Annotated in this window: 14 protein-coding genes; 10 read left to right on the top strand and 4 right to left on the bottom strand. The window is 63.3% G+C overall.

All coding sequences use genetic code 11. From position 1 onward, the window contains the following. The first annotated feature begins 139 nt into the window (after positions 1-139). On the top strand, positions 140-757 hold the full coding sequence (gmk, locus tag CRD60_RS00780) for a guanylate kinase (protein WP_407923154.1): 618 nt from the start codon (positions 140-142) through the stop codon (positions 755-757). A gap of 89 nt (positions 758-846) precedes the next feature. Here the strand turns inward: gmk and ilvD are convergent, their stop codons facing one another. Further along, positions 847-2,706, bottom strand: a complete 1,860-nt coding sequence (ilvD, locus tag CRD60_RS00775) for a dihydroxy-acid dehydratase (protein ID WP_113859412.1) — start codon at positions 2,704-2,706, stop codon at positions 847-849. Positions 2,707-2,899: 193 nt separating this feature from the next. Between ilvD and rpoZ the strand changes: the two genes are divergently transcribed. The 3 genes from rpoZ (at position 2,900) to CRD60_RS00760 (ending at position 6,183) form a co-directional block, all read left to right on the top strand. Beyond that, positions 2,900-3,184 (top strand): DNA-directed RNA polymerase subunit omega, encoded by a 285-nt coding sequence (rpoZ, locus tag CRD60_RS00770; RefSeq protein ID WP_113859411.1) that lies wholly within the window; start codon positions 2,900-2,902, stop codon positions 3,182-3,184. A gap of 285 nt (positions 3,185-3,469) precedes the next feature. Continuing rightward, positions 3,470-4,684 (top strand): methionine adenosyltransferase, encoded by a 1,215-nt coding sequence (gene metK, locus CRD60_RS00765; protein ID WP_113859410.1) that lies wholly within the window; start codon positions 3,470-3,472, stop codon positions 4,682-4,684. A 209-nt stretch (positions 4,685-4,893) separates the two neighbouring features. Further along, positions 4,894-6,183, top strand: a complete 1,290-nt coding sequence (locus CRD60_RS00760) for a class I SAM-dependent methyltransferase (RefSeq protein ID WP_113859409.1) — start codon at positions 4,894-4,896, stop codon at positions 6,181-6,183. A gap of 303 nt (positions 6,184-6,486) precedes the next feature. Here the strand turns inward: CRD60_RS00760 and CRD60_RS00750 are convergent, their stop codons facing one another. After that, complete coding sequence (locus CRD60_RS00750; protein WP_113859407.1) at positions 6,487-7,176, bottom strand: hypothetical protein; 690 nt, start codon at positions 7,174-7,176, stop codon at positions 6,487-6,489. Positions 7,177-7,200: 24 nt separating this feature from the next. After that, a complete protein-coding gene (locus CRD60_RS00745) occupies positions 7,201-8,049 on the bottom strand; it encodes a hypothetical protein (RefSeq protein ID WP_113859406.1) in 849 nt (282 codons plus the stop codon). Positions 8,050-8,302: 253 nt separating this feature from the next. Between CRD60_RS00745 and CRD60_RS08980 the strand changes: the two genes are divergently transcribed. The 3 genes from CRD60_RS08980 (at position 8,303) to fmt (ending at position 12,969) form a co-directional block, all read left to right on the top strand. Beyond that, on the top strand, positions 8,303-10,879 hold the full coding sequence (locus CRD60_RS08980; protein ID WP_113859405.1) for a primosomal protein N' family DNA-binding protein: 2,577 nt from the start codon (positions 8,303-8,305) through the stop codon (positions 10,877-10,879). A gap of 139 nt (positions 10,880-11,018) precedes the next feature. Further along, positions 11,019-11,732: an HAD family hydrolase gene (locus CRD60_RS00735; RefSeq protein ID WP_113859404.1), complete on the top strand. Its 714-nt coding sequence runs from the start codon at positions 11,019-11,021 to the stop codon at positions 11,730-11,732. Between the two features lie 244 nt (positions 11,733-11,976). Then, entirely contained in the window at positions 11,977-12,969 is a 993-nt protein-coding gene (gene fmt / locus CRD60_RS00730; RefSeq protein WP_113859403.1) for a methionyl-tRNA formyltransferase, read from the top strand. Positions 12,970-13,077: 108 nt separating this feature from the next. Here the strand turns inward: fmt and serB are convergent, their stop codons facing one another. Then, complete coding sequence (gene serB, locus CRD60_RS00725; RefSeq protein WP_113859402.1) at positions 13,078-13,752, bottom strand: phosphoserine phosphatase SerB; 675 nt, start codon at positions 13,750-13,752, stop codon at positions 13,078-13,080. Between the two features lie 159 nt (positions 13,753-13,911). Here serB and arc point away from each other — a divergent pair, with 159 nt between their 5' ends. The 3 genes from arc to CRD60_RS00710 all read left to right on the top strand — a co-directional run bounded on the left by arc (position 13,912) and on the right by CRD60_RS00710 (position 18,151). Further along, entirely contained in the window at positions 13,912-15,522 is a 1,611-nt protein-coding gene (gene arc / locus CRD60_RS00720; protein ID WP_407923148.1) for a proteasome ATPase, read from the top strand. Beyond that, positions 15,519-17,201 (top strand): depupylase/deamidase Dop, encoded by a 1,683-nt coding sequence (gene dop, locus CRD60_RS00715; RefSeq protein ID WP_113859401.1) that lies wholly within the window; start codon positions 15,519-15,521, stop codon positions 17,199-17,201. The genes arc and dop overlap by 4 nt, the downstream gene beginning before the upstream one ends. An 83-nt stretch (positions 17,202-17,284) precedes the next feature. After that, positions 17,285-18,151, top strand: a complete 867-nt coding sequence (locus tag CRD60_RS00710; protein WP_113859400.1) for an inositol monophosphatase family protein — start codon at positions 17,285-17,287, stop codon at positions 18,149-18,151. The last annotated feature ends 13 nt before the right edge of the window (positions 18,152-18,164 follow it).

Raw genomic sequence — 18,164 nt, 5'->3', positions numbered from 1 at the left:
GGGCGACATGCGGACATATGTCGAGGGGATGGCGACCAGCGCGTCAGGGCAGCGTGTCGGGACCTGTCCGCAGGTGTTGTAGCCTTGAGGGAACAGCAACAATCTAGACCCAGGAAAGTGGCAGAGCGATATGGCAAACATGGCGGGCCAGACCAAGCTGGTTGAGGATGGCGCTGGCAAATGCCGCCTGATTGTGCTCACCGGTCCCACGGCAGTTGGCAAGGGGACCGTCGAGGAGGCCCTGCGCCGCAAACACCCTGAGGTCTGGGTCTCGGTCTCGGCCACCACCCGCAGTCCCCGGCCCGGCGAGGTCGACGGGAAAACCTATTGGTTCATGAGCGAAGAGGAATTCAGCCGCAAGGAGGCGGCGGGGGAGTTCCTGGAGACCGCTCTGGTTCATAATATGGCCCATTATGGGACCCCCCTGCAACCGGTTCTGGACCATATGGCCCAGGGGGTGCCCACCATTCTCGAGATCGACCTGCAAGGTGCCAGAAGGGTCAAGGAGCAGTCCAAGACCATGAGCCTGGATGTCTATTCGGTCTTCCTGGCCCCTCCAAGCTATGAGGAGCTGGTCAGACGCTTGGTTGGCCGGGGCACGGAGACCGAGGAGCAGCGTCACAAACGTTTGGAGACCGCCAAGGTGGAGATGGCCAGTGAATCCGAATACGACCGGACCATCGTCAACACCACCGTTGATCAGGCCGCCGACGAACTCTGGTTGGTCATCGCTCAGGAGTACGGCCTGAAGGATTGACCTTCAGGGCAGTGCACTGAAACTACCAGTGAGGGGTCTGAGCCAAGCATGAAGCTGCCCAGACCCCTCACTGCTACCTGTGCTATCGGTTATTCCAATCCACTGAGCTTGTTGATGAGCTCCGGGTCGCGGGTGGCGCCCTTGTCGGCGGAACGGGCGAAGGCGGCGTAGGCCTTGAGGGCCAGGGATACCTTGCGGTTGCGATGGGCCTTGTAGCCGAAACCGGATTCAATCTCCGCCCGGCGTTGCTCCATCTCATCCTCGGTCAGTTCCACGTCGATGCGACGGTTGGGAATGTCGATCTTGATGATGTCGCCGGATTTGACCAGGGCTATGGGCCCCTTGCTGGCGGCCTCCGGGGCCACATGGCCGATCGACAGGCCTGAGGAACCGCCAGAATAGCGGCCGTCGGTAATCAAGGCCACTTCCTTGCCGATGCCCTTGCCTTTGACGAAAGAGGTGGGGTAGAGCATTTCCTGCATGCCCGGTCCGCCCTTGGGGCCCTCGTAGCGGATGATCAGGGCCTGACCCGGCTTGAGGGTGTCATTGAGGATGACCTCAACAGCCTCCTCCTGGGACTCGACCACCAGGGCCGGACCACGGAACTCCCAGATCTCTCGGGGCACGCCGGCAGTCTTGACCACGCAGCCATCGGGGGCCAGGTTTCCCCGCAGAATGGCAAGGCCACCTTCGGTCACCGAAGGGTGGTCGATGTCGTGAATGGCGCCCGAGACCCGGTCCGTGTCCAGCTCGTCGTACAGGGTCTCGTGGGTCCAGGGTTCTGGGGACTTGATATGGCCTGGCGCCGCACGGTAAAGCTGCTTGGCTTCAGGCTTGCATCTCGGCCGCATGATGTCCCAGTCGTTGAGCTTGCTTTCCAGATCTGGGTAGTCCACTGAATGGGTGTCGCGGTGGAGCTTGCCTGCCCGGTCCAGCTCGCCCAGGATGCCGCAGATGCCGCCGGCCCGGTGGACATCGGATATCTCCCAGGGGCCAGAGGGGCTGGCCTTGCAGATGCAGGGAACCGTATGGGAGATGCGCTCGATGTCATCCAGGGTGAAGTCCACGTCGGCCGACTGTGCGGCAGCCAGAATGTGCAGCACGGTGTTGGAGGAGCCGCCCATGGCCACATCCATGGTCATGGCGTTCTCGAAGGCGGCCTTGGTTGCGATGGACCTGGGGAGGGCCGACTGGTCGTTATCCTGGTAGTAGCGGTTGGCCAGTGTCACGATCTGACGGCCGGCCTTCTCGAAGAGCTGCTTGCGGTAGGCGTGGGAGGCCAGGATGGTGCCGTTGCCGGGTAGGGCCAGGCCCAGGGCCTCGGTTAGGCAGTTCATGGAATTTGCTGTGAACATGCCCGCGCAGGAGCCGCAGGTGGGGCACACGCTCTGCTCGTATGCCAGGAGGTCATCGTCGGAGATGGAGTCATCCGCTGTGGCGTACATGACATCAATCAGGTCGGTGCTTTCCTTGACCGTGCCGTCGGCCAGGGTGGTCTTGCCTGCCTCCATGGGGCCACCGGAGACGAAGATGGTCGGAATGTTCAGCCGCAAGGCAGCCAGGAGCATGCCGGGGGTGATCTTGTCGCAGTTGGAGATGCAGATCAGGGCGTCCGCACAGTGGGCGTTGACGGAGTACTCCACCGCATCGGCGATGATGTCGCGGCTGGGTAGAGAGTAGAGCATGCCGGTATGACCCATGGCTATGCCGTCGTCGACGGCGATGGTGTTGAACTCGCGGGGAATGCCACCGGCCTCCTTGACGGCCTGGGACACGAGCCTGCCGACCTTATTGAGGTGAACGTGGCCAGGCACGAACTCGGAGAAGGAGTTGGCGATGGCCACGATGGGCTTGCCAAAATCCTTCCCGTCCACGCCGGCTGCCCGGTAGAGGGCACGGGCGCCAGCGAACTCGCGGTTGGTCATGAGTTTTTCAGATCGCATTTCCATACCACTATTCAAATCCGGGGCAACGAATCTGTGGGGCCAAGGGTCACATAGTGGAATCAGCATGTTTCCTGTCGGCTGGCAGAAGGTCTTAGAAGAACGGCTGCTGAGAAGGAGTCATATCCTTACCTTGCAATATACTTTTGAGTTTGTATAGATGGTGTCAACCATGTAATGACGATATGGAGATGAGTATATGGCATTTGGTGCCGATCCCAATCCGCAGGGACTTGCGAATCCGACCATTGACGACCTGATGGAGCACGCTGATTCCAAGTACGCCCTGTCAATCTTCGCAGCCAAGCGCGCCCGGCAGATCAACTCCTACTTCACGCAGCTCAATGAGGGCCTCCTGCAGAATGTGGGACCCCTGGTCGAGTACCAGAACCAGGAGAAGCCACTGTCCATCGCCTTCCGCGAGATTGATGAGGGCCTGCTGGAAGAGACCCTCGGTGAGGACGACCTGAGCGAGGGCAACTGATTCCTGCCGCCAGCCGCACACCGGCGGCCGGTTTCGGTGTAGTCAACCAGTTTCAAGGCTTTGCTTGGCGATGGTGAATCCACCTGGTGACGGTGGCTTCGCTGCCCAGAAGGCCCGGCTGTATGCCATAGCCTCAATTCGCCCCGGCCTGCTTTGCATGAGACGATGCTTATGCGATGGCAGGCCGGGGCGTAGTATTTGTGTGTGTTTAACGAAGGGCCGGCGGGTAGGTTCCGTCTGCGTCGGTCTGGCTGTGCTGTGAGGACGGAAGAAACGCGAGGGACTATGGAACGTCGGCTGATTTCTGCGGAATCGGTGACGGAAGGCCACCCAGACAAGGTTTGCGACCAGATTTCCGATGCCATCCTTGATGACATGCTCAGCCAGGACACGCACTCGCATGTGGCTGTGGAGACCTCTGCCACCATTGGCCAATTCTTTGTCTACGGCGAGGTGTCCAGCCAGGGGTATTCGGATATTCAGACCATCGTTCGCTCGGTGGTCCGCGATATCGGCTACACCAGCTCGGACATTGGCCTTGATGCCGATTCCTGCGGTGTCCTGGTCTCGCTGACCGAACAGAGCGCCGAGATCAACCAGGGAGTCTCCCGACTGAGCCCCGACCAGGAGTCCGCCGCCAGCCGTGAGGAACGTTACGAGGCCCAGGGGGCCGGCGACCAGGGTGTGATGTTCGGCTACGCCTGCGATGAGACTGACGCCCTCATGCCCCTGCCCATCCACCTGGCCCATCAGCTGGCGGCCCGGCTGGCCCAGGTCCGCAAGGAGGGCATGGTCGACCACCTGCGTCCTGACGGCAAGACCCAGGTGACCATTGAGTATGATCAGGACGACCGGCCTGTACGGCTTGATACGGTGCTGGTCTCCACCCAGCATGACCCTGAGGTCTCGCGCGAGTGGCTCCAGGAGGAGCTGCGCAAGCATGTCATCGAACCGGTGCTCGAGCTGGTCCTGAGCGACCGGGTCCAGCATGACGACTATCGGATACTGGTCAACCCCACCGGTTCCTTCGTGCTCGGCGGTCCGGCCGCCGATGCCGGTCTAACTGGGCGCAAGATCATTGTGGACACCTACGGGGGTGCGGCCCATCATGGTGGCGGCGCCTTCTCCGGCAAGGACCCCTCCAAGGTTGATCGTTCGGCTGCCTATGCGGCCCGCTGGGTGGCCAAGAACATTGTGGCCGCCGGGCTGGCCCACAAGGTGGAGGTCCAGGTGGCCTATGCCATCGGAGTGGCCGAACCCGTTTCGGTCAATGTGGAGACCTACGGTTCCGAGATCGGCGCAGTAAGCCGTGAGCAGATTCAGTCCGCCGTCCGCAAGGTCTTTGACCTGCGGCCCGCAGCCATCGTCGATGAGCTGGACCTGCTGCGCCCCATCTACCGCAAGACGGCGGCGTACGGTCACTTTGGGCGTCAGGACCCGGATTTCAGCTGGGAGCGTGTCGACAAGACCGACCAGCTGAAGGCGGCCATCAAGGGCTAGCTGTCCGCCTGCACCCTTCAAGTCCTTGCCCGTTTAGGTAGACAAGGCCTTGAAGGGTGTGTTTCCTGCTGCGGTAGCAAGCTGACAGCAGGGTTGTTTACAGCAGGGAATAACGTTTTAGCATTGTTGTCAAGTATTGCCCGAAGCACATGTTGGGTCCGTGAGGACTACAATATATGGGGATATTTCGTTTAATTTGGAGGTGGCTGATGGCGGGTATGACCGTTGCCGATATGGTTGGTGCTTTTATTGAGGATTCGGGAAAGCTGAATGTGCAGGCTTTCGATGGGTCATCCTTTGGGCCGCAGGACGCACCCCTGCACATCAATGTCAACAACTCGAGGGCTGTCTACTACATGGTCGACCACCCCAATGACCTGGGTCTGGCCCGCGCCTACCTGCAGGGAGACATCAGCTCGCCCGAGCTGGTGCCCGGCGACCCCTACGAGGTCTTCAAGGAGCTGACCGCCCTCAAGCCCTACCTTCATAAGCCCAGCCCCATGACCCTGGCCAAGATTGTGTCCTCCGTGGCCTCCCACGGCGTCCGTCACCCTGAGCCTCCCTCCATTGAGGGGCCCAGCCGTCTGCAGCGCCTGACCGAGGGGCTGGTGCCCCACTCCAAGGCCGGTGACGCGGCCACCGTCAGTTACCATTACGACCAGTCCAATGACTTCTACCGCATGTTCCTAGGTCCCTCCATGACCTACACCTGCGCGGTCTTCGATGATGTCAACGACAGTCTGGAGAAGGCCCAGAGCCGCAAGCTCAGCCTGGTGCTCGACAAGCTGAACCTCAAGCCCGGTCAGCGTCTGCTGGATATCGGCTGCGGGTGGGGCTCCATGGAGATCGAGGCTGCCAAGCGCGGCATCCATGTCATCGGTGTCACCCTGGCCGAGGAGCAGGTCAAGTGGGGTCAGGAGTGGATCAAGCGCGAGGGCCTGCAGGATCTGGCCGAGGTTCGTCTCATGGACTACCGCGATGTGCCCGAAGGCGACTTCGACGCCATCTGCTCCCTGGGCATGATGGAGCATGTCGGCTTCAAGCACTACCCCTCCTACTTCCAGGAGATCATGGACAAGCTCAAGCCCGGTGGCCTCCTGCTCAACCACCAGATCACCCGCACGAAGTCCATGGATGGCAAGTCGGCCGGCCAGTTCATCGACCGCTACATCTTCCCCGACGGCCAGCTGGCCTCGCCCGGTGAGATCGAGACCGTCATCCACGATACAGGCTTCGAGGTCATCCACCAGGAGAACTTCCGCCAGCACTACGCGCTGACCCTCCACCAGTGGAACAAGAACCTGGTGGCCAACTGGGACAGGGCCGTCAAGATGGTCGGCGAGCCCAAGGCCCGTCTCTGGGGCCTCTACATGGCCGGCTGCGCCCTGAATTTCGAGCTCAACACCATCCAGATCCACCAGTTCCTCTGCATCAAGCCTGATCCGCAGACCGGCACCGACAGCTACCCGCTCAAGCCCTGGTGGACCGACGTCCGCTGAGTCTGAACCGCCAGGTACACCTCAGGAGGGCCGCCCCAGCACCATGGGGTGGCCCTCCTCTATACTGCTGGCAGTTGATGCTTTGCCCGGTGGCTACCAGGTACCTTGATGGCTGTTAGCCTGATTGACCTTGTAGGCCGTGTGCGTTAGGAAAACCCGATCCATGTTGACTACCCGGATGGCATCGGATGCCAGGGCGTTGCCCGCCATGCCGAACTCGTCCACAAACTCCGTGGAATCAACGCCTTCGCAATATCCCTGCATGAAACTGACGCCGGTCTGACGCAAGTAGTAGGAGACCGCTCAAGTGGGTAGGAAACCGAACTTCAGCTTGCTCAAGCTGCCGGCCTCCTCCATGAGGGTGGTCGGGTCCCAGTCATCAATGTGGACGGTGACCCTGGCTTGGGGCAGTCCATAGTCGTGCAGGCTTCTAAGGACTGATCGGGCGTAGTTCCTGAGCGCCGGTCTGACGGCTTCGGCCTTGTCCGGGTCTGCCCGGACGTGGATGTAATACCCCATCCCCTTGGCCATGCCTTCCAGGCCGAAACCGTCAATGAGCAGGACCATCTTCCTCTCCCGCGGCCCGAACAGCCAGCGGGGAATCCTGCGAAGCATAAGCACATAGGCCAGGCAGGCAAGCACCACCAGCAAGCAGAACAGGCTGATCAGCCGTTTCAGTCGGCTGTGGCGCCTGACAGTACCGATGACCCGGTAGAGTTCATAGGTCGGTTGGCGCTCGCCATCATATTCATCGAATTCATCGGATTCACCCTTGGATTCGTCGTCGGATGCGGTGGCTGTCTCATGGCTGGGATTCATGTCAGAGCACCAGAAAGCCTCCCTGCCGGCAGGGCTTGGGCCGGCGGGCTGCTGTGAGGGGAGCGATAGCTCCGGTTCCTGGACGGACAGCTGGTCGGGGATGGGTTTCTGTCCCATATCCTTCTTGCCCCAGGTGGAATCGGGAGGGTCGGTGAAGTCGGATTGGCTGAGCATGGGGTAAGGCCATATGAGTCATGTTCAGCGGGAGGATGCCCCAGCAGACCGATAGGACTCCAGGGGGTAGCGGACCCAGGGACTGCCGTATTTGAAGGTCAGGCTTTCGACCGTGTTGCGCAGCAACTTGCCGGCCCTGCCCTGGTTCATGCCCATGGCATGGTCCCAGGTGAGGAAATCCTCGGCATAGTCCCCCCAGTCGCCAAAGGCATCGAGGACCATGGGACTGAGCTCGGCAAAGAGACCCATGGCCTGGTCCTTGGCCAGGCCATTGAATTCCACGCCGGATATGAGCAGGGATGAGAAGGCGCTGATGGTCCAGGCGTTGGGCTGGTCACTGTCCGGACTGGCGGCCAGGGATTCGGGAAGTCGCTCCAGCGTCGGCACACCGTCCAGGGACGGCAGGCTCATACCGGCACGTGCCAGCAGTATCCTGCCGGTCTCCAAGACCTCCTGGGCGCTGCTGACCCCGAAGCTCAGGGTCTGCTGCTGGCGGAGCATATCGACCTTGTCCTGGTCGAGGCCTTCCAAGCTGGGAAAGCCATAGAGATGCATGGGGATAAGGGACTCATCCAAAGCCTTGCGGTTGGATTTGAAGAGGGAGAACCAGTCGTAGCAGGCGCAGGCGCGGAAGGGAGCGGCCAGGGAAGTGGCGAGGACCTCCTCCCGGGGCAGCAGCGCTATGGCCGCCAGCTTGGCTTGGGCATCCTCGTCCTGTGACTGGGCCTGGAGCCCTTCCTCAAGTGAGCGTTGAGGCTGACTAGAGTCATTGCTGGAATCGGACCCTTGCCCGGCAGCTGTCTGCGCTTGGTCGTCCTCCTCATTCCACCCCTCGATGAAGGCTTCCTTCATCTGCTGCCAAAAGGATCCCATGGTACCCAACTCCTAGGTTGTGCTGCCATCTATGCCAAGATGGACGGAGCGGCCCCCGGCCTGTAATCCTAGCAGAAGCGCAACAGGCTACTGGGAGCTGACCTGGTTCGCACAGTCGGGGCAAGATGCTGAGCGCCAGCAATAGCTTTTGCGCACTGTCCAACACGCTGGTACCTGGAGTCCGGCATGCCTTGCAAGCTGCTGGTGCAATGACGGGTGCGGATGGGGAAGGCGGGGGCGTATTCTTGTGGGGATGAGTGAACCGCGGGTAATACAGCCGGCGCTTGCTGGTCTTGCGCCGCGCAAGAGCCGTAAGCGCCAGGTTTCGCACGCCCCTGCGGACCAGCTGCCCATAGCGCGCATCATTCTTGATGTGCAGGCCACCCACCTGGGGCAAAGCTTTGATTATCTGATTGATCACAAGCTCGACGAAGAGGCTCAAGCAGGGGTCATGGTTCGGGTGCGTTTCGGTGGACGACGGGTCAATGGCATCATTTGGCAGCGAGTTGAGAGCAGCCAGAGCCCGCGCTCATCCCTGCGCTATATCGAACGGGTCCTGACGCCGGCCCCTTTGGTGTCACAGGCCATGCGTGCCGACATCACCGCCATTGCGGACGCCTACGGTGGAACCAGGGCCAACATCGTGCGACTGGCCGTACCCCCACGAGTGGCCCGGGTGGACCAGGAGCGACAGCTGGCCATGGCTGGCGGTTGGCAGAGTCATCAGTCCATCGGTAGCACGGCCCAGCGGGAGGCTCTGGATGCCGGTTTTGAGCGGCTTCTGGCCTCATACCGGGGGGCGGTTCAGCTGCGGTCAGCCGTGGAGGGCAACTCCTTTGCCTCATTGGTGATGGACAGCCTGCCTGGCCCGGGGCGTTGGGCCCAAGAGTTGGCCCTGCTGGCTCTGGATGCCCTGATGGCCGGCAAGTCGGCGGTCTTGGAACTCCCCGGTGGCCGGCAGGTCTATGACCTGGCCCAGGCCTTGGAATCCTTGGGCCTTCGGCCATTTGCGCCCGACAAGGCCAGGCATGGCGGGTTCTGCGGTGACTTTGCCATACTCACCGCCTCCATGCCTCCGGCCGAGCGTTACCGGTCCTACCTAGCCGTGGCCAGTGGGCAGGTTCGCTGTGTGATTGGGGCCCGGGCGGTCATGTATGCGCCGGTAGAGGGGCCGGCCCTCTTCGCCATTGTCGAGGACGCCGCCTATCAGAACGCGGATGGCATGATGCCCTACGCCAATGCCAGGGGAGTGATGCGCCTGAGGGCCCAGCTCCACCAAGGAGTGTTTCTGGCTATGGCCAATGCCCGAACCCCCATCAGCCAGTGGGAGGTGGAGGGGCTGCCGGATTCGGCCCAGCTGCCGGTCGAGGACGACTGGCCACCAGTGGATGGTGGTGAGCAGTCCGAAGCGGCTCTGGAGACGGTCGGCCCGGATGATGTGCAACTAACGGACACTGCAGCGCAAGCCGGGGCTGAGCCCGCGGCGGCTGCGGGCGATCAGGCTGCTGCCGGCAAGGCCTCGTCCCTGGCTGCTGATGGGGAACGCTCCTTTGACAGGGCGGATCTGGATACGGCCGTCGGTCTTTCTGCAGATGGGCCCGAAGACCAATATGTGGACACTGCGACCGCCCCCGCTTGGATTGCTTCGGTGACCCCTGCCCCGCCGCCTGCCCAGGGCCTGGAGCAGGTGGAGATTGGTATCAGTGGCTTCAGTAGCGCGATCGAAGGGCTTCCTGCGGTCCTGTCAGTGGAAAGTCCCTGGATTCGCTGGTTCAACCGGCAGGAGTTGACCCGACTTGCGGACCCAACCGTCGGTGCCCGTGTGCCCCATATGGCTGTCCGCATTCTGGACGAAGCCTTGGAGCAAGGTCCGGTCCTCCTGTCCATTCCCCAGGATGGATTGTCGCAATCCCTGACCTGCCAACGTTGCCACCACCAGGCCCGTTGCCCACGCTGCACCGGCCCCCTGCGGACCCCGGCAAATGCACGCATGGCCCCCCGCTGCTGCTGGTGTGGTGCCGCCGCCGTCAACTGGACCTGCCCCCATTGCGGCAGTGACCGCATGAGGGTCATCCGCGTGGGGGCCGCCGGCACCGCCGGTGAGCTCCAGGGACTCTTCCGGGGTGTGCCCATGGTTCTTTCCAGCCCCAGCCAGCCCCAGGGCATCGTAGAGGTCATCGACCAGAAGCCCAGGATCGTCATCGCCACGCCAGGAGCGGAACCCCGAGTTGCAGGCAAGGACGGCGGCCAGGCCCCCTACCGGGCGGTCGCCATCCTGGATGCCTGGACCAGCCTCTACGCGCCTGGAGTCGATGCCAGGGTCGATGCCCTGACCGCCTGGATGCGTGCCGTGTCCCTGTGCGCCCCCCGGGCCCAGGGGGGCACCGCCTTGATCCTGGGTGAGACCGACCCTGCCATAGCCAAGTCCCTCCTGGCCTGGGACCCGACCATCCTGGCCAAGCAGGAGCTCCGCGAGCGCATGGAGGTCGGCCTGCCTCCGGCCCTGTGCGCCGCCTGCGTCTGGGGCCGACGGGACGCGGTGGGGGAGCTGTTGCGTAGCTTGGGCTTCCTGGATGGTGACCGCTCCATGGTGACCCTATGCGGTATGTCAGTGCCAGCCGTTCTTGGACCTGTTCCCATACCCCAGCCCCGGACGGTCGACGCCCGGGAGCTGGAGGCCACCCAGGACCGGGTCAAGGCCGTGATTCGTGTGGAACCCGGCCAGCGAGCCCAGTTGGCCAGGGAACTGAAGGCCCAGGTCGCCCGGCATGTGGCCTCTCGAACCCCCGGTGAGCTGCGTTTCCAACTGGACCCCAAGGACCTGATCTAGCCCCACAGGGTCAGGTTGGTTGGCCTGGGTAGGCTTGGAGGGTACAGCTACCGGCGGCCGGCGTGACGGGTGCCGGAATCAGTAGCTATGGCAGTAGATGGGCTTGCGGTACACGCAGCCTTGCAAGGAAGGAGAGAGCATGACGGGATGGCCCGGTGAGCCGCGGATGGAATACGACAAGCTGATAGCCCAGGGTCAGGCCGCTGGTGCCGCGGGCAAGCCCATCGAGCACGTCATCTTCGACTTCGGCAATGTGCTGGTCTATTGGGATGCCAGGCAGGCCCTGCTCTCCCGCTACGACCAGGCCAGCATTGAACGTTTTTTGGATAATGATGTCTCCGGCTTCTACGATGCCGCCGATATGATGGACGCCAACACCGGCCAGGAGGAGGCCATCGACTGGATGCGGCGGACCCATGGGGGCCAATGGGCTGATATGCTGGCTTATTATCTGGACAATTTCGAAGACAGCCTCACCGGCCTGGTGCCCGGTGCCCGGGTGCTGATTGAGGACCTCAAGGCCGCAGGCATAGGGGTCTGGGGCCTGTCCAACTGGGAGAGGGAACTGTTCATCCAGGCCGAAGGACTCTATCCCATCCTGGGCCAGTTGCAGGATCGGGTGGTCTCGGGTTTCGTCAACCTGCGCAAGCCAGATCCGGCAATCTACCGCATGGCCCTGGATAGCTTCGGCCTTGACCCATCCACCAGCATCTTTGTGGACGATAAGGCCATGAACATCGTGGCTGCCAACCAGGTGGGCTTGAGGGGTGTTCGCTTCAGCGACCACCGTAAACTCCGCCAGATTCTCATCGCCTCCGGCATTGATATTCCCAACCTGCGCAGCGTTCGGTAGACGGCGAATTCGGGCCGGGTTGGGGGTAGGCGGTAGAATGTATGGCTTGAACTGAAAATGACCGGGAGTATGACCCCAGAAGTATGAGCTGGCCGGTTCGGATGAGGCCTTGGCCTACAGCCGAACAGCGCTGCCAGCCGAGCTTGGAATGTCCGGCCAGGTGGCTGTCGGCCTGGAGGTCTGCTCATGCCGGAACCTGTAGGAACGCCTATGGGTGTGATCCGGCGGAAGGTAAGGATGTGTCATGTTGAAAGTCTTGTTTGCCGGTACCCCTGAGGTCGCCGTGCCCTCCCTGCGTGTGCTGGCGGCCGACCAGGAGCATTTCGAGGTCGTGGCTGTCCTGACCCGGCCCGATGCCCCCCAGGGCCGCGGCCGCAAGCTCACCCCCAGTCCGGTCAAGCAGGCCGCCCAGGAATTGGGACTCCCCGTCCTGGAGTGCAATCCCAACGAACCCGCCTTCGTCGACGAGTTGGTCGTCACCGGTGCGGAGGCGGCCGCAGTGGTGGCCTATGGCCGGATTCTCAAGGAGGATGTCCTTGAGACCTTGCCCATGGGCTGGTACAACCTTCACTTCTCCCTCCTGCCCCAGTGGCGCGGTGCCGCTCCTGTCCAGCGGGCCGTATGGGCCGGTGACAAGATCACCGGCGCCACCGTCTTCCGTATTGACGCCGGCATGGATGATGGGCCGATTCTGGCCCAGTCAACCACAGAGATCGGCCCACACGAGAATGCTGGGCAACTCTTGGGCCGCCTGGCCCAGGATGGGGCCTACCTCCTGTCGGCGGCCCTCCAGGGGATGGCAGATGACCAGATCCAGCTGACCGACCAGCCGGATGGATCCTACGAGCAGGCCGAGAAGATCACGGCCGATGATGCCCATATTCGTTTCGATGTACCCTGCTTCGCGGTCGATCGGCAGATCCGCGCCTGCACCCCCAACCCCGGTGCCTGGTGCCTGCTCCATCCCAAGGGCACGGCCCAGCCCAGCCTGGCCGGCAGCCCCGATGTGCCCCAGGTCCTGCATGTCTTGGAGGCCCGTCCCTCCGAAGCCGACAGTGAGCAGACCCCCAAGGGTCTTGAACCCGGCAAGCTCCTGGTGACCAAGAAGCGGATCTGGGTGGGAACGGCCACCGAACCCCTGGAACTGCTCCAGGTCAAGGCCCAGGGCAAGAAGGCCATGGCCGCCGCCGACTGGGCCCGTGGTGCCCACATGTCCGAGGATGCCTTCTGCGAGTAAGGCTACAGACTCGGTCTCAGGGCTTGACGTGTCAAAGGTGCCAGCCCTTGTCTCACCAGGCTCTCTGGACTCGTTAGGTTGACCTGTCTGGCGCTTGCGGCCCTCGTCTCACCGCTGCAGGAGGTCCAGGAGAGCGGTCAGGTCACGGGTGTCGATGTGTCTCTGCGCCGCCTGCCGCACGACGGGCTTGGCGCAGAAGGCCACCCCCAGTCCGGCCCATTGGATCATGGGGATGTCGTTGGCCCCGTCGCCCATGGCCACGGTCTGCTCCCGGCCCACCCCATAGGCCTGGGCCCAGGCCTGCAGGGCTTGGAGCTTGCTTTCCTTGCTGATGATGGGCCCCAGGGTTCTGCCGGTCAGACGCCCGTCCACCACTTCAAGACGGTTGGCCAGGCAGCGGTCCAGGGCAAGATCGGCGGCCAGCATATCAACCAGTTCATGGAAGCCGCCGGACACCACACCCACCTTCCAGCCGTGCCTGTGCAGGCTGGCGATGAGCTCCCGGGCACCCTTGCTGGGGTGGAGACCGGCATGGACCCGTTCGAAGACGGACTGGTCCAGGCCCTTCAGCAAGCCCACCCGCTCTTCCAGGGCCCCCGCGAAATCCAGTTCGCCGGCCATGGCCCGCGCGGTGATCTCGGCCACTTGTGGCCCCGCTCCCGCCGCCAGCCCCAGTTGGTCTATGACCTCCTCCTCAATCAGGGTGGAGTCCACATCGATGACCAGGAGTCCTGGGCGGCTCAGACTCGGTGTGTGGGCCATGGTCCGGTTAGCAGCGTTCATGCCTACGATTCTTGACAGGCCGCGCGACAAAGTGCCGGCAAGCTCAGGTCAGGCATTCAGAGTGTGGGCCCGGAGGGCGCCAAAGGCCCGGACTTGGGTAGAGTTGAGACGATGAACGAACATTCATATGGTGGATGAACGCCCGAGGAGGAGGAGTCTGTGGCAGACACAGTGGCCGGTGAGCAGGAGCATACCGGCGAACAGGAGCAGTCACCTGAGGACCTGGCCCAGCTCAATGACCGGCTCATGGCCAAGAACCACAGCCTGACCCAGGCTCTGACCCGGGCCGGCAGCGAGCTGACCAAGGTCAAATCCCAGCTTTCCCAACTGGCTCAACCACCCCTGAGCTTTGCCACCATGGTCCGCCTGGTCTCCGTGTCGAGCGACGAGATGGGCATCAACCACGCCACGGCCGAGGTCCTGACCGGCGGACGACGTCTGATTGTTCCCGTGGCGGCCACCGTCAAGGCCTCCAGCCTGCGGCTGGGTGCCAGCGTCCTGCTCAACGAGAACTTGGTGCTGGTCAGGCAGAGCGATCTGGATGGGCTGGGCCAGGTCCGCAGCCTCCAGGAGGTCCTGGAAGGCGGCCGGCTCCTGGTGGCCGATGCCGGAGGCAACCTGACCCTGGTCCGGCCGGTGGCTGACCTTGCCGATGGGGGACGGCAGCTCAATGCCGGAGACCGTCTCCTGGTGGACCCGTCCGGGCGCCTGGCCCTGGAGGCCCTTCCCGCCGAGGACGAGGGGCAGCTGCTCCTGGAGGAGACCCCGGATGTGACCTTTGATGACATCGGCGGCCTGGACCAGCAGATCAGCCGGATCCGTGACGCCGTGCAGCTTCCCTTCCTCCATGCCGACCTTTTCTCACGTTTTGATTTGCAGGCCCCCAAGGGGGTGCTCCTTTACGGTCCTCCCGGCAACGGCAAGACCCTGATCGCCAAGGCCTTGGCCAACGAGCTGTCCCAGGGTAAGGGTGCGGGCTCTTCCGGCGTCTTCCTCTCCGTCAAGGGGCCTGAGCTACTCAACAAGTTCGTCGGGGAATCCGAGCGACTGGTACGGCTCATCTTCCGACGGGCCCGTGAGCTGGCGGCCGCCGGCCGACCAGTGGTCGTCTTCATCGATGAGATGGATGCCCTGCTGCGCACGCGTGGGTCCGGAGTCTCCTCCGATGTGGAGACCACCATCGTTCCCCAGTTCCTGACTGAGATGGATGGAGTCGAGAGCCTGGGGCGGGTCCTGATTATCGGTGCCTCCAACCGGGTGGACATGTTGGACCCGGCCGTCCTGAGGCCTGGGCGGTTCGATGTCAAGATCCGTGTCGACCGCCCGGGTCCCTCCCAGGGCCTGGCCATTGTCCGGCATTACCTGGGGGAGGGCCTGCCGGTCGAATCTGGGCAGAGCGTTGACTCCCTGGCCCAGGGTCTGATTGCCGACGCCTACGGGCAGGGTGCGGAACGGCGGGTCTGTCAGGTCTGTGACGACCAGGGGGTCTGGTCCCCGGTCCACCTGGCCGACCTGATGTCCGGGGCCATGCTGCGCAACATGGTGGACCGGGCCAAGACCAAGGCCGTCAAGGCATCCATCCTCCAGGGCACCGAAGCCGCCCTGACCAGAGGGTCACTGGCCCGGGCCGTTCAGGAGGAGTTCCTTGAGGCGTGCGATGCCGTCTTGGACGCGAATCCCCTCCAATGGTCGAGGGTCAACGGCATCGCCGGGGGCCGGGTCCAAAGGATCGTGCCCAGTCCGGAACCGTCCGAAGGGACCGGGCAATGAGCCTCCAGAGAGTCCTGGGTACGGAGACCGAATACGGCGTGGCCCGGCAGGGCGGTCAGCAGGCGGCCCAGTTGGCCGAGGCCGGTGTCAAGCCCTACAATCCCGTCGAGCTCTCCTTCGCAGTGGTCGCGGCCGCCGCTGCCGGCGACCCGGCCAGGGCTGAGATCCGTTGGGACTACCGGCGCGAGGACCCAGTCAGGGATGCCCGTGGCTCCAGGCTGGACCGGGCATCGGCCAGGCCGGACATGCTCACTGATGCCCCGCAGCTGCAGATCAGCAATGTCATCGCCCCCAACGGTGGACGCATATACGTGGACCACGCCCACCCCGAATACTCCTCTCCCGAGACCCGCGACCCCTTCCAGGCCCTCCTCTACGACCGGGCCGGCGACGCCATGATGGCCAAGGCCGCCGCGGGGGCTGGCGGGGGCTTGGAACTCTACAAGAACAATGTCGATGGCAAGGGTGCCTCCTGGGGAAGCCACGAGAACTACCTGATGGAAAGGTCGGTGCCCTTCGAGCAGGTTGCCCAACTCATGACCCTGCACCTGGTCAGCCGGCAGATCTATACGGGCTCAGGCCGTCTGGGGCTTGGGGAGGCCAGCCAGAAGAGCGGTTTTCAGCTCAGCCAACGGGCCGACTACCTCCATACCCGCATAGGCCTGCAGACCACCTTCGACCGCCCCATCATCAACACCAGGGACGAGCCGCACGCTGGCGAACGCTACCGGCGCCTGCATGTGATCGCCGGCGACGCCAACCGGATGGACTGGCCCCAGGCCCTGAAACTGGGTACGACCAGCCTCCTGCTCTGGGTTCTGGAGGAGGCGGCCTCAACCCATACCGCATTCGACCTTGCCGGCCTCCTTGATGACCTGGCCTTGGCGGACCCGGTTCAAGCCCTCCACACGGTGTCACGAGACATGAGCCTGTCAGCCGACCTGCCCCTGGCATCAGGGGGCAGCATCACCGCCTGGCAGCTCCAACTACGGCTCCTGACTGCCACGGTCGCCCTGGCCGCCGAGGTCTATGGGACCGATGGGGTGGGGAACCCCTTGTGGCCGGACGAGTCAAGCCGGCGGATGCTGGGGATGTGGCAGACCGTCCTGGCCGACCTGGCCCAGGTCCGCCACAGTGACGATGACCAGCGCCTGCACATGGCAGTCCAGGCCTCACGCCTGGAATGGCTCCTCAAATGGCAGATCCTGGAAGGGCTACGTCGTAAGTTGGCCTGTTCCTGGCGTGATCCCAGACTCTCCGCCGCCGACCTGCGCTGGGAATCCATCGACCAGCAGACCAGTATCTTCGAGAAGGTCAGAGGCAGGGCTGCGGCTTTGGTCAACGACGACCAGGTGCTGGAGGCCATGACCCAACCCCCGGACGATACCCGGGCCTGGTTGCGGGCCGAGCTGGTCAGGAACTTCCCCCAGGAACTCGTGGCCGTCTCCTGGTCGCAGATCACTGTGCGGCAGGCCAGCAGGCCCAGCCAGGCGGGGGGCCAGGACGATCATGGCCTCCTCGGTGAGGGTGAGGCGGGGCAGGGGGCCACCAGGGGGCTGGTGACCCTGGACATGTCCGACCCCCTGTCCTTCTGTCGGGAGGACTGCCAGGCATTGCTTGAAAGCTGGCGTGGTCGGCCCGCGGCCGGTCTGATTGCTGCCATCAAGGGCAACGGTTAGACTGATAGGTGACGGTATGCGTTGGTCTGACGATGTCTGCTTGGGTCGATGGGCCGAGCTGGTGAGAATGGGAACAAGAGATCATGGAATTGCGTGAACTCGCGCTGAAGGTGGGCCAGGTGGCCCAGGATGCAGGCAAACACGCCCTGCTGGACCAGCTCAACCCCCACGATCTCGCCAATGTCTCCATACCCAAGGATGAGGTTCAATACACCTCCGAGACCGACCAGCGCCTGGTCAAATTCCTGGAGAACCGCCTGACCTATCTCGACCCCTTCCAGGGCAATTGGCGCGACAGGCCCGAGGACTCCAAGCCTGGGGACCGCTACTGGTGCGTGGGCAACGTGGACGGCTCCATCAACTACATCCGCAATATGGCCGAATGGGCCGTGACCATCTCTCTGTTCGAATTCAACGAGAAGGGGTCCGCCCAGCCCATACTGGGCCTGGTCCACGCACCGGTGCTGGGGCTGACATACCTGGCGGCCAAGGGCCAGGGGGCCATTCGCATCCGCAAGACCCCCATGGGCGACAAGCGCGAGAAGATCATGCCCTCCACCATGCACAGCCTGGACGGCTCCGTGGTATCCTACGGCATGTCATATGTGGCCAACGAATCCGAACGGGCCCTAAGGGTCATCAGCGCCCTGGCTGGCCGGCCGGCGGACATCAAGCGGATCGGCCCGGTCTCCCTGGACCTCTGCAAGGTGGCCGACGGCACCTATGACGCCTACTTCGAGCCCCACCTGCACAAGTGGGACATTCCGGCGGTTTCCGCCGGCACCGTGGTGGTCTGGGAGGCCCAGGGGGCCGTGGCCCAGTGGAACGGCCAGCAGATCCACTGGCGGCGGGAGAACGACGTGGTGGCCAGCAACGGCTTGATACTACCGGAGCTCAAGCCCTATCTGGAAGACAACCTGTCGACCAACCGGACCCAGGAATCCCAGTAGCGGCATAGCGGGC

It is taken from the genome of Bifidobacterium aemilianum (assembly GCF_003315635.1).
GTDB classification, from domain to species: Bacteria; Actinomycetota; Actinomycetes; order Actinomycetales; family Bifidobacteriaceae; genus Bifidobacterium; species Bifidobacterium aemilianum.
This window is presented reverse-complemented; position numbering and strand designations above follow the sequence as displayed.